At 58.1% G+C, this 12,457-nt stretch carries 11 protein-coding genes; 5 read left to right on the plus strand and 6 right to left on the minus strand.

Going from position 1 to position 12,457, the window contains the following annotated elements; translation table 11 throughout:
• Nucleotides 1-253: 253 nt before the first annotated feature.
• Nucleotides 254-1,300: a phosphotransferase family protein gene (locus tag G538_RS17130; RefSeq protein WP_051196408.1), complete on the plus strand. Its 1,047-nt coding sequence runs from the start codon at nucleotides 254-256 to the stop codon at nucleotides 1,298-1,300.
• Here G538_RS17130 and G538_RS0100470 read toward each other — a convergent pair.
• Nucleotides 1,280-1,594, minus strand: a complete 315-nt coding sequence (locus G538_RS0100470; protein ID WP_029067764.1) for a GNAT family N-acetyltransferase — start codon at nucleotides 1,592-1,594, stop codon at nucleotides 1,280-1,282. The two genes, G538_RS17130 and G538_RS0100470, sit on opposite strands and share 21 nt — an antisense overlap.
• Before the next feature lie 90 nt (nucleotides 1,595-1,684).
• Between G538_RS0100470 and G538_RS14295 the strand changes: the two genes are divergently transcribed.
• Together G538_RS14295 and G538_RS0100480 are read left to right on the plus strand one after the other, a co-directional pair.
• Entirely contained in the window at nucleotides 1,685-2,965 is a 1,281-nt protein-coding gene (locus G538_RS14295; RefSeq protein WP_051196409.1) for an MFS transporter, read from the plus strand.
• Nucleotides 2,966-3,059: 94 nt separating this feature from the next.
• Nucleotides 3,060-4,049: a hypothetical protein gene (locus G538_RS0100480; RefSeq protein ID WP_029067765.1), complete on the plus strand. Its 990-nt coding sequence runs from the start codon at nucleotides 3,060-3,062 to the stop codon at nucleotides 4,047-4,049.
• A gap of 35 nt (nucleotides 4,050-4,084) precedes the next feature.
• On the opposite strand, the gene G538_RS0100485 is transcribed toward G538_RS0100480, so the two are convergent.
• A complete protein-coding gene (locus G538_RS0100485; RefSeq protein WP_029067766.1) occupies nucleotides 4,085-5,185 on the minus strand; it encodes a VIT1/CCC1 transporter family protein in 1,101 nt (366 codons plus the stop codon).
• Between the two features lie 62 nt (nucleotides 5,186-5,247).
• Between G538_RS0100485 and G538_RS14300 the strand changes: the two genes are divergently transcribed.
• A complete protein-coding gene (locus G538_RS14300; protein WP_245566755.1) occupies nucleotides 5,248-5,673 on the plus strand; it encodes a nucleotide pyrophosphohydrolase in 426 nt (141 codons plus the stop codon).
• Nucleotides 5,674-5,712: 39 nt separating this feature from the next.
• Here G538_RS14300 and G538_RS17620 read toward each other — a convergent pair whose 3' ends face one another.
• The 4 genes from G538_RS17620 to G538_RS0100510 all read right to left on the minus strand — a co-directional run bounded on the left by G538_RS17620 (nucleotide 5,713) and on the right by G538_RS0100510 (nucleotide 11,806).
• The gene (locus G538_RS17620) at nucleotides 5,713-5,886 is read right to left on the minus strand and encodes a methionine/alanine import family NSS transporter small subunit (RefSeq protein ID WP_084617924.1); all 174 of its coding nucleotides are present in this window, start codon (nucleotides 5,884-5,886) and stop codon (nucleotides 5,713-5,715) included.
• Nucleotides 5,883-7,469, minus strand: coding sequence for a sodium-dependent transporter (locus G538_RS0100500; protein WP_029067767.1), 1,587 nt, complete (start codon nucleotides 7,467-7,469; stop codon nucleotides 5,883-5,885). The genes G538_RS17620 and G538_RS0100500 overlap by 4 nt, the downstream gene beginning before the upstream one ends.
• 84 nt (nucleotides 7,470-7,553) lie before the next feature.
• Nucleotides 7,554-10,634 carry an AAA family ATPase gene (locus tag G538_RS0100505; protein ID WP_029067768.1) on the minus strand — a complete coding sequence of 1,027 codons (3,081 nt, stop codon included), beginning with the start codon at nucleotides 10,632-10,634 and terminating at the stop codon, nucleotides 7,554-7,556.
• A 2-nt stretch (nucleotides 10,635-10,636) separates the two neighbouring features.
• On the minus strand, nucleotides 10,637-11,806 hold the full coding sequence (locus G538_RS0100510; protein ID WP_029067769.1) for an exonuclease SbcCD subunit D: 1,170 nt from the start codon (nucleotides 11,804-11,806) through the stop codon (nucleotides 10,637-10,639).
• Nucleotides 11,807-12,003: 197 nt separating this feature from the next.
• Here G538_RS0100510 and G538_RS0100515 point away from each other — a divergent pair, with 197 nt between their 5' ends.
• Nucleotides 12,004-12,456 (plus strand): hypothetical protein, encoded by a 453-nt coding sequence (locus G538_RS0100515; protein WP_029067770.1) that lies wholly within the window; start codon nucleotides 12,004-12,006, stop codon nucleotides 12,454-12,456.
• Nucleotide 12,457: the final 1 nt, after the last annotated feature.

Genomic DNA, 12,457 nt, shown 5'->3' on the forward strand with positions numbered 1-12,457 from the left:
CGTGTGTCGAGGTGAAGCAGCTTGGTGGGCGGCGGTGAGAAACGTGTGCTGTGGCTGCCCAATGATGGTCTTCGCTCTCCCACGCAGAGACAGTGCCCCATACGCTGACTCTGCTCACCACGGGATCTCGCATACCGTGGTGGGGTTGCAGCCGATGTTCACCACCGCCCACACATGAACTTAATCGCCCTCAATGACGAAGGCCAGCCCTGTGACCACTACGCCATATACCCTGTCCACTATCATGGATTCCATGAGCATCACCGCACGTCAGATTACTGAACTCACCCACACTTTGGGTTCACCCATCGACGTTGAACCAATGACTGGCGGGCTGTTTGCAACCACGTTCCGGGTGACACTCACCCCAGAACCAACCACACAACAACCCCGCACAACCGCTGGCACCCCTACCCGGGTGATCGTGAAAATTGGCCCCAGTGACCCCACCCGAGTTTTAACGTACGAACGCGCAGCGACGCGCACCGAACGCGATATGTTCCACCTTGGGGAAGCCCACCCTCAGTTGTTGTTCCCCCGATTACTACACAGCGACACCACCCACACCGTCGTTCCTGGCGATGTGATCATCACTGAAGAACTCACCGGCCAACCTTGGGCGTCTTGCCCCGAGCACCCGTGGGACGCCCCGCACATCACCGCTCAACTTCACCGGTACGCAGCGTCCTTACACAGGGTGACCGGCGACCGCTTTGGATACCCACACTCAGACCTCAGCGCCACAACCTGGACACGAGCTTTCGGTTTAGCGTTGACCGCAGTACTCGACGATGCCAACCGCAGCCAAGCCCTCGTTCCCACGGAACGCATCGGGCAGGTATGGGAGCGTCACAGTCCTCACCTCGACAAGGTAACCACCGCACATCTCATTCACGCTGACCTGTGGCCTGGGAACGTATTTTTGGACGAGCGCGGCAATATCACCGGGATCATCGATGCGGAAAGGGCCCTCTACGGTGACCCGCTGTTTGAGTTTGTGGGCATGGACCAACTTGGCACTCAGTTACTCCCCAACACAACTTGGCAACGCTACAGTACTCAAGCACGCCTCAGCGGTGGTCAAGCTTTAGCACCAGCAACGGAACAGTGCCCTGCTGGGGTCAGCGAATCAGAACATCACAGCGCAGTAGTGAGATTTTTGCTCTACCGGTTGTACATGTTTTCTCTCCTCACCACAGAACTATCGTTCCGACACTATGAGGGCGACTGGGTGGCCGGGTACAGCGAAACGGTGCAGCGCGGACTAGCTGAGATTCTGTTACGCCTCGAGGAGATCTGAATACACCGGGTTGCGTTCAATGTAAGTCGCAACAAAGGGGCACACTGGGTCAACTTTCGCCCCAATTTTACGTGCCCACGAAAACGCTTCACGGACCAGCCGGGAACCAATCCCACGCCCCTCAAATTGTGGGTCAACAACGGTGTGAGGCAGCACCAGAACCTTGTTGAACAGGCCTTCACCACGCACCTGGTAGGTGATGTATCCCGCCGTGACGCCCTGTGCAGTACGCGCTTCAAAACGGTTATTCTCGGGAACCTGAACAACGTCAATCTCGTCAGTAGAGTCAGCCATGCCTCCATCTTGCCTCAACGGGACGTAAACCACAGATATGCCCGCGCAAATCGGAGCATATTTGTCTCACCTCAATGGCACACTAAGATAGTGACACACTCACACCCTCAAGATGGCCCTGTGGCCACGTCGCGTAACCCGTACGCGGTCGTCTATTCGGTACCTGGTGCCGCCCGCTTTTCCGTTGCTGGTGCGTTAGCGCGTTCTCCGATGTCGATGGTGGGCATCGGGATTGTGCTGATGATTCAGTCAGCGTTCGATTCTTATGAATTAGGTGGCCGGATTTCAGCGGCCTACATCATCGCTCAAGCGGTGTGTTCACCCCAGTTAGCTCGCCTGGTTGACCGATATGGTCAAGCGCGTGTGATGCGCCCCGCCGTTGCCGCCACTGCGTTGTCTCTGACGTCACTGATCACAGCAACGGTTATGCATGCGCCCATTCCGTTGCTTTACCTGTTCGCGATCACATCAGGCATGACCATTGGCTCTGTGGGTGCCATGGTACGTGCTCGCTGGTCACACGTTGTGAAAGACCCCAAAAAACTACACACTGCGTACTCGCTTGAGGCCGCTATCGACGAGATGATTTTTGTGATCGGTCCCGTCGTAGCAACTGTGCTCGCTGCCAGTGTTGCGTTCTACGCGGGGTTGATCGTGCCTATTGTTCTGATGGTGATTGGTGGGTTCTGGTTCCTCAGCCAACGTGACACTGAGCCACCACTGCACGTTTACGACGTTGCAGACACAAACCGCTCGGTGCTGCGCAGCCCCGCTATGGTGTCACTCATTCTCGTGTTCATCGGAGTGGGGTCGCTTTTCGGTGCAACAGATGTTTCCACCATCGCATTCGCTGAAGAACAAGGAAACAAAGCTCTGGGCGGGGTCATCCTGGGGATCTTCGCGTTAGGTTCGTGCGCCTCTGGGCTAGCCTATGGGGCACGCCAATGGGCATCAGCGGTGTGGTTGCGATACCTTGTTGGCATTATTGGGCTTGCTATTGGGGCATCACTGTTTTTTGTTGCCACGAACCTGTGGGTTTTAGCCGGGGTCATGTTTGTCACTGGCCTGACTATCTCCCCCACCCTCATCAACGTCAACGCCATGGTCCAGCTTGTGGTGTCACCTCGCCAGCTCACTGAAGGTTTCACCTGGGTGGGCACAGCTCTTGGTGTTGGTGTTGCAGCCGGGTCCTCACTTGCCGGCACCCAAATCGATACTCATGGAGCACACGCTGGTTTCAGTGTTGTTGTTGCTTCTGCGGCATTGGCTGTGGTGGTTGCGGTAGCGTCCATTGGGATTATTCGTAAAAGCACAACAGTGACCGAGCGACTCATTGACGAAATCCCCGAAAGAGACCTCACCACGCCGTGAGGTGACTGATCCCACATCACGCTTCCGCAGGTTACTGCCGATACGGGGATCGCTCCCCATTCATTGAGCAATTGGCCCGCCATACTCTGAAAACATGTTGACATCACAGGAGGCAACCAACGCGCGGTTCTTTGATCTTTCGCTGCGCAGCGCTACCAGCATCGAGCAGGTCGATGCCTTCATGAACCGTCTCATCGGGACGCTCCAACACTATGAGCAGACTGGGCGACTCCACGCGGACGGCTACACTGCCGATGAAGTTCTGAACATTACGTTCCGTAAGCCGTCTTCTGGCCAAGGGTATGTTCGCACCGCCGTTGAAATGTTGCGGGCCAGCGCTGAAGCCACATTGCGCTACTACGAAAATTCCATGGGCGCCCCCGGTGGGCCAGCGATGCGTTTCCCGCAGTCCCGCATTAACCGTGTGGAACAGCTTGCCGCTCACACCCCATACGCTGCTCACAGTCAAGCGCGTGGCTCAGAAGCTCCCGCACCGGTGAGCTCCCACGTTCCAGCCCACAATGCTCCGATACTGGTCCACAGTGCTGTGCCCATCACTCCTTCATCGCCGATGCCCGCCCCCAGTTATGCGGAGCAGGCACAGCCAACCCCGCAGCGCAGGCTTCAACCAGTGCCACAGAGCCCAGCCGGAGCCTCCGATATGCCCTCGGACATCCACACGTTAACAGGGCCTCGCCCCTCATCACACGCACCGCATGAGGCTCCCGCACAGCAGCAATCCACCGGGCACCGTCACGTTAGTGCGGCACAAACTGTCACCCCTGTACCATTTGAGATTCCCACGTTGGCGCCACTGACCGGAGAAATCCCGTCAACACACAACCACTCTGCGGCTACAGCACCAGCTATCGCTCCGACTTACGCTGGGCCGCGCGGTTTAAGCGGTGCAGAACTCGCCCACGAGTTGGGCCGGGCACTGCACGCCCGCGTGAACATCGCGAATATTGCCCCGCATCAACTGACTCGTGATCTCAGCATTAAAGCGAACACCCCGCATGGGACAGTAACCATCACTGGTGTGTCCATTACTGCTGATGGCCAGATTGTGTTGCAAACCTACTAAGCGCCCCACCGGCGGGGTCACAGCTCAGCACTGCACTAGCCGACCGCGACACCAAAGACTGTTCCCAGCAGGTATGTAGCAAGCGCCGCCCCAAGCCCAATACCCAGTTGGCGCATTGCCCGCTTCCACGGTGACGCCCCTGAGAGTATGCCCACGGCGGCACCCGTGAGGCACAACGCCGCACCAGTGAGAGTCAACGCGATGACCATTGCAGTGAAGCCGCTAGCGCCCAACAAATAGGGGAACAGCGGGATCAAAGCCCCAGAAGCAAAGAACAAGAAACTAGAAACAGCAGCGCCCCACGCGGTTCCGATTGCCTCATGGCGGTCAGCGTCTAGATCTTCTGCTAACCGGGTGGTTTCAGTAAACGTGTCGATGACATGTGCCGCGTGGGTGTGTGCTTCATCAGCGTCCATGCCCCGAGCCCGGTACACCAAGGCCAGTTCGTTGGCGTTCACGTCGAGGTCGCCGATAGCCCGTGAAGCGAGAGGTGAGGGGTTCTCCGCTTCCAACAGTTCTCGTTGGGACCGCACCGACACAAACTCGCCGGCTCCCATGGACAAAGCACCAGCTAACAAACCGCTCATCCCAGCAAGCAGAACGTATGAATGGGCGACACCTGAGGCCCCAACCCCAAGAATCAGCGCGAGGTTTGAGACCAATCCATCATTTGCACCAAAGACCGCTGCCCGGAAGGTGCCAGAAAGACGCTGACGCCCTCGCGTTGCCAACCCGCGCACCACTTCACCGTGGATACGCTCGTCTGCCGCCATACGTGCTGGGGCATCGGCATCAGTGTCATACGTGGTGCGGGACTCAGCTTGTTGCGCAAGCGCTAGGACAAACACCCCACCAAGGCGGCGGGCAAGGACAGCCAAAAACCTGGTGCGCCGCGACCCTTTGCGAGGGCGGCCAACGTGCTCACCCAACAGGTCACGCCAGTGCTGCTCATGGCGTAGCTCGGCTTCAGCAAGAGCCAGGAGAATATCTCGCTCTTCACCAGTGCGGCGCCCAGCGAGTTCGCGGTACACCGCACCTTCGGCCTGTTCGTCAGCGAGGTAACGGCGCCAACGGCGGATCTGTCGAGGTGTAGGAGGCGCTGCGGGGGCATCACTGTTGTGAGACGGCGAAGTCATGCCGCCAGTGTGCCACGGACAGTGTCCAGCGGTTTTCCGGGGTTCACGGCCTTGTGATTCGCATGTCCCAACTTTTCCCATCCCCCAGCCGTGACCTTGTGGCAGGCTTACCTGTTATGGATCGATTCACGGAACTGCACGCTGCCCTGCACGACTTCACAAGGCGCCGCGATTGGGGCCAGTACCACGACCCCAAATCTTTGCTGCTCGCTCTTGTTGGTGAAGTCGGTGAGGTCGCTGAACTGATGCAGTGGACCCGTGAGGCTGATGTTCGCGCTGACCTGTCCCAGGGCGACGGCAAAGCACAGATCAGTGATGAGCTCGCGGACGTGTTGATGTACCTGATGTTGCTTGCAGATGCTGTAGACGTTGACCTCATTGAGGCAACCCACGCCAAGCTAGAACGCAATGAGGCGCGTTTCCCGACCTCACAGAGGCAGGGAAACGCGCCGTCACATGCACGGCATCCACGGGGCATCGGCCGCTAGGTTACGCAGCAAGGCCTCATGCATCGCAGGTGCTAGAGGTTACAAATCACGTGGCGCGATGATTGGCCCTTCTGGGTTGGCTGTCTCGCCCGCTTCAGGTGCGAAATCGCCGTCGGGGGTGTCAGCGGAACGTAGGTGAATGATCGAGCCGATGAGCCCACCCCACACAATGATGAAAGCGGCGAGCATCAGCACAATGGCACTGGTTGTCATGACTCATCCTTTCCCCGGTGGGCTCCACCGGCACGTGCGTAGATTTTTTCGCCAGGAAGGGTTGGTTCAGGGGTGAACTCATCAATGGGGCGCCGCCAACGAATAAGGCTGAAAGTTCCCGCCAAGACCAGCATGAGTGCGATCGATCCCCACCCAAAGAGGTTGTTGTACCAGTTGGGGTAGCCCTCGTACGGTTCAGAGAGCAGGTTGATAACACCTGAGATGAACATCCACAGCAGAACAGCTGGAACAACAACACCAACAAGCACCGTCCAGATGCGCCCCACAGTGAAGCTCGAGTGAGCGTTGATGTGCTGGCTGAGGGTGCGCAGTTGCCCCAAACTCAGCAGTAGGACCAACATGACGATCGCGGACCCAACAATGCCCACCTCGTTGGTCCACTTGTCCACAACATCCAGGGTGTGCAATCCGTCTGGGCGGGCAAAGAAGGTGAAGGACAGCACAGCTGCCACAACACCGATGGTGATCGCTGAGCGGCGGGCTGAGAAACCAAACTTGTCCTGGAAAGCTCCAGAAACTACTTGCAGTAGTGACAACAGTGAGGTCAGGCCAGCTACCGTCAGTGATGCGAAGAAGAGGAAACCGAAGATTGGCCCACCGGGCATTGACGCAACCAAGGTTGGGAAGGTGACGAAGGAGAGCATCACTCCTGTGATGTTTTCTAGTTCTCCCACGGCAACACCTTGTGCTTGCGCCATGAAGCCTAGTGCGGAGAACACACCAATACCGGCGAGGATTTCGAAGGATGAGTTGGAGAAAGCCACCACCAGACCGGTGCCGGTGAGGTTCGACTTTTTCTTCAAGTACGAGGAGTACGTCAGCATGATGCCGAATGCGATCGACAGCGAGAAGAAGATTTGGGCGTACGCTGCGAGCCACACCCCTGGGTCAGCCAACGCACCCCAGTTGGGTGTGAAGAAGGCGTTGAGACCATCAATAGCACCATCGAGGAACAGGGAACGAACAACCAGTGCGGTGAATAGCACCGCGAGGAGTGGGATAAAGAAGAGGTTCGCTTTTTCCAACCCTCGTTGCACACCGAGCGCCAAAATCACGATCGTCACTGCCCATACGGCAACGAGAGGCAACGCAACACTGGACACCACACTGAACTGGAGGTCAGGATTTTCAGGCAGTTTGATGAATTCACCGACGAAGAACCCGGCAGCGTCATCACCCCACGCTGTGGTCAGTGAAAACACCGCATAGGAGCCCGCCCAGGCGATAATGACCGCGTAGTACAAGATGATGACAAAGCAGATGGCTACTTGGAACCATCCAAGCATCTCGGCTCGTTTACGGATACGGCGGAACACCGCAGGCGGTGAACCACGGAATCGGTGCCCGAGGGCGTAGTCCACGAAGAGGATAGGAATACCAGCGGTAATGAGAGCCACCAGGTAGGGCAGAAGGAAAGCGCCGCCACCGTTCTCGTAGGCTACTCCGGGAAATCTCCAGATATTGCCCAGTCCCACTGCAGAACCGATCGCGGCAAGAATGAACCCTGCCTGCCCCGACCACTGCTCTCGTTTGTGGGAGTGGACCTTTGCATCTCGCGCCATGGCCTCTCCTTGACTTTTTCAGGTTCTCCGTATTTTTGCTTAGGTCAAAGGTAGGCCCGAATGTGTTGTATTGCGAGTGCTGTCTCACGTGGAACGCACAGAAACAGTAGATCCACCGTGGGGAGAAGGCACCACCGTGATGCGATCACTGATGCTTTGCTTCATCGCTTCCACATGGGAAACCACCCCCACCGTGCGCCCAGAATCCCGCAGGGTCGTCAACACGTGGAGCACCGCATCGAGAGTTTGGGGGTCAAGAGTGCCAAACCCCTCATCCACGAAGAGCATGCCCAACTCGATGCCACCAGCCTCAGCGGTGACCATATCTGCTAGGCCTAACGCCAGGCACAACGACACGTAGAACGTTTCCCCACCTGACAGGGTGCGTGGGTCCCGCGCTGCCTCAACATCATGGTCCAACACTTTGAGTGCTAACCCTGTTTTACGGGTGCGGACATCCTCCTTTGTGTCAGAACGTTGGAGTTCATACCGGCCGTTAGACATGGTGATGAGGCGTTCATTTGCCGCTGCAACAACGTCTTCAAACTTTTTCATCAGAACGTAGGTTTGCAACGTGATGGAGCGGGGGTTGTCTGCGGAGTTACCTGTAGCTACATCAGCCATTCTGATAATGGCGGCGGTGTCTGCTCCTACCTGGTCTCGTTGAACCAGTGCACTGTCAAGGAGTTTGGCTGCTGAATTGGCATGGGTGGCTACGTTTGTTACCCCTGTGTGGTTGTTTTGTGCTTGGGATAGCGCTTCACGCGCAGTTTCTGCGGCTAGTTCGAGGGCGGCTACGTCAATGGTGTCGAGTGGTGGGAGGTTCTGCAGGTCTGGGGCTTTGAGGGCTTGGTTCACAGCGTGCAACGCGGATTGGTGTTCTGAGATGTCGCGTTCAGCTTGGTCAATAGCCTCCGCACTGAGTGCGGCAGCTGTGGCTTCATCCTCAGTGGTGAACCCAGCCTCGTGCACCAGCGAGGCTACTTCTGCGGTACGTCCGGCGACGTCGTCGACACAACGCAGCAACCGGTCCCAGGCATCGGCGATTTTTTGTGTTGTGTGGGCAGCGTCCGTGACAAGGTCGATGACTGCATCAAGGGTTTGCGCCTCGTGCGTGAGGTGGGGTGCAAGTGCGGCATCGAGTCGCTGTTGCGTTGAGGTCAGGTCAGCGGTGAGCTGAGCGATGGTGACATCATGCGCTGCGATCTGTTGCCCTAGTGTGTCGCGTTGAGTGCTTAACTCGTGGGCACGCTGATCCAGTGCGTCGATTTGGCTGTGCAACTTGGTGGTGTCTTGTTCTGCAATTCCTGCGAGGTGGGCTGCCTCGAGTGCTTCGTTGTGGCGTTTCGTGGTGTCCTGCAGTGTTGCCCCGGCGAGGCGTTGGGTGAGTTGTTCGATGCGGGTTTCTCGGCTGGTCAACGCATTGCGGGCGGTGGCGAGTTCGTCTTCTGCGCTTCGCCGTTTCTGTTCAGCCTGTTCTACCTTCTGCGGGGTGACGGCTCCCGGTGCTGGTTGGGCTGGGTGGGGGTGTTCCACGGATCCACACACAGCGCATGGGTCACCGGGTTGCAGGGTGATGGCGAGTTCCGCAGCGATACCGGCGATGCGTGCGTCGCGGGCTTGTTTCTCCGCCTCAGCTGCCTCCCTGACTTGTCCAAGGCACGCGGCTACCTTCGTTCGCGCATGTTCGTATTCCTCATTCAGCGCGGTGTGCTGCTGGTGAATGTCGAGGAGTTCTTGGGTTTCACGCACGGCAGCGGCATGAAGAGGGAGGGACGCTGCTGCACGTTGGGCGGCAGCGAGAGCGTCAACGAGTTCCTTACGCTGTTGTGGTAGCTCAGTTGCCTGTGCGGTGACGTGGGTGAGGTTTTCGACGCATCGTGTGCGCAGTGTGGTTGTGGTGCTCAGTTGCTCAGAAAGTGTGGTGACGTGCGCCCCAGATGGTTGGAGCTCTTGGAGGCGGGCGCGTTCTGCTGCACGGGTGTCGCGTTGTTCCCACGCCGCGTCACGGTGTGCGGCGAGTTCTTCACGCGGTGATGCCGCATCAAGTGTTGGGTCACCGGTGAGGGCACGTAGCGCCTCTATTTCTGCGGTCAGTGCGCCTTGTGCTGTGTGTTTCGCTGTGATGCTAGGGGTCACCCGCGCTGCTGCGTGCGCTGTGCGTACGTTGTGGCGTAGTTTCTCGATGCGCGGCGTCGTGTCGGTGAGGTCGCCGTGCTGGGTGGTAAGTACTTGGCGGCGTTTAATGCGCTCCACTGTGTTGCGGGCATCGGCGAGCTTTTTGTCTGCGGCCGTTGCTGCTGTGCGCGCCTCCTGCAAAGCAGTGTGCGCGGTGGCACTTTGCTCGTCGAGGTGTTCGATGCAGGTTGCCACGGCTTCACGGGTGGTTTCGGCGTTTGCTAGCCCGGCTGTTAACAGTGTTGCGGTGTCGTCGTCGAGGTGGGCTGCGGTGATGAAGCGGGTGGCTGCGTCACGCACTGCCCGGTTGGCTTCATCGCGGGCGGTGCCCACTTCTCTGCGCATTGCTGCGAGTTGTCGTTGAGTTTCCTCATACAGGTGGGTGCCAAACACTTTTTGGAGCAAGGATTGTCGTTGCTCAGGGTCGGCTTTGAGGAACTGTGCGAACTCCCCTTGTGGCAGCACGATTGTTTGGGTGAATTGGTCTCGGTTGAGACCTACTGCGTCACCGATTTCGCGGCTGGCCTCATCAATACGGTTGCTGACAAACTCACCTGGTACACACTCTGGTGGGAGTGGTTCATCACCTGGGGCTGCTGCCATCAGAGTGTCGAGGTCAGCGGAGCTGAGCCGCCACAGTTGGATGCTTGCTTGCTGTTTGGTGTGCCCTGCGCCGCGTTTTTTGGGGCGCATTCGTTCTGGGGTGCGGCGGACCCGGAAAATACCTGCACCGGTTTCCATGATGAGGTCCACGTAGCTGTCACGTGTGTCTGGGGCGTGCATCGATCGCATGCGGTCATCGCTGCTCGCTGAGGACGCTACTTTCCCGTAGAGAGCAAACACAATGATGTCGATGATCGTGGATTTGCCTGACCCGGTTGGCCCTTCGAGAAGGTACAAACCTGAGGCTGTGAGCGCTTGAAAGTCGATGGCGTGTTGGCCGGCGAAGGGGCCGATTGCTTGAAATTCGAGCCGGTGAATGTGCATGGTTATCGGCTTCCCTCTGTGGCTTGTGCGCGTTCAATGGCGGTTGCCAGCACGGCGTCTTCAGCGGTGGTGAGGGCGTGATCAGTGACATCAGTAATGAAACTGTGCGCCACCTGGTGTGGGCTGCGCACCTTTGCGATGTCTAACGGCCCGTTTGCGGCGCGGGTAGTAGCTGGTGGCTGATGCGTGATGACCAGTGCATGAGGGAAAACCTCACGGATACGCTGATTGAGTTGCTGTGGCCGCAGCGGGTCAGTTACCGCGGCTCGGACCCAGTGGTGACGTTGTTCTGCGAATCGCGGTGACAATAGTTCCTCTAACGTCCCGGTCACATCTGTGAGTGGGCGTGGGACGGGAGCATCAAGGAGTTCAGTGCGGGTCACCCCGTTTTCGATCTCAACAAGGACCGTGGACTTCACGTGGTTGCGTTCTGAGAATGACATCGCCAACGGTGAGCCGGAATACCGGGCTACCGTGGCATCGGGCATGGAGATGCGCTGTGGGCCGTGTAGGTGGCCCAGTGCCACGTAGGAATGCCCTGCGAACACACCTGAGGGCACAGATTGCACACCGCCGACCGTAATATCGCGTTCCGAATCACTCGGTTCACCACCCACCACAAAAGCGTGAGCCATCACGATGCTCGCCGCGTGCTCGGGCCGAGTAGTGCGGTCTCGCGTGATGAGGTCCAACGCAGCAGTCATCACCCCTTCATGGGACCGGTGAATGTGCACATCATCGAGGGCGTCCGCCATCACCGGGCGGGCATGGTCAGGGTCCAAATACGGCAGCGCATAAACCAGAGCGCTGTCACCTCCACTCCCCGTAATCGTGATGGGGCGCCACGAACGCGATACCTGCGACTGGATCACCAAACGCTCATGCAACGCATCGGAAAGGAACCCCAAGCGGGTTGCTGAGTCATGATTACCGGGAGTGAGAATCACCTGGGTGTGCGCGGCCAAGCGGGATAGCGCATCGGACAGCAATTCCACGGCACGCAATGCGGGGATCGCCCGGTCGTATACGTCACCAGCCACCAACACTGCGTCTGGGCGTTCACTCACCACCACATCCACGAGGTGATCCAGGTATGTGCTGTGGTGCTCCGTGAGGTCAACCCCGTGCAAGGTCCGCCCAAGGTGCCAGTCTGAGGTGTGCAGAATCCGCATAGGTACACCGTAATGTGGAGGAGCGACACCCGCTGTGAACATGTGGTGTGTGGTCACGATATTTTCCGCATACCAACCAGCAAAGGCTTAGGAAGTCACGTCATAATCAAAAGGACCGGCTTCAAGGACGCCCCGCCGCACGGCGAGCCACGTTCTCGAAACCCGGCCTAGCTGTCCTCACGATTGGAGTACGTCCCATGGCAGGTTCTTGGAAAGCCGCTGGAATCCTCACTATGCCCGCCCTTGCCGCAGTGTTGCTTGCCGGGTGTGCTGAAGTTGGTTTAGATCTGGACGATCTGCGTGACCAAGCGTCACAACACGCTTCTGACCTTTCCAGTCACGGCGATGACCTCTTGAGTCAGGCGCAAAACTTCGGCGCTGAAGCCCAAACTGCTATTGAAGGCGCAACAACTGGTGCAGAAGACGCAGCCCAACAGGCCCGCGACGCTATAGCCGCCCTCGAAGGTGGCCAGGAAAACGCTGAACAACGCGTTGCCGATGCGCGTACCGCCCTTGACGAGGCCCAAGCACAACTCGATGAGTTAAAGAACTCAGTCAGCGACGATCAACTCGCCACGATAGAGGCTGAGCGCGACCAGATTGCGCAACTCCTCACCGACCTCAAAGGCGACTTGGAATCGGCTCAATAGC

The sequence above is a fragment of the Jonesia quinghaiensis DSM 15701 genome, from assembly GCF_000423205.1.
GTDB lineage: Bacteria > Actinomycetota > Actinomycetes > Actinomycetales > Cellulomonadaceae > Jonesia > Jonesia quinghaiensis.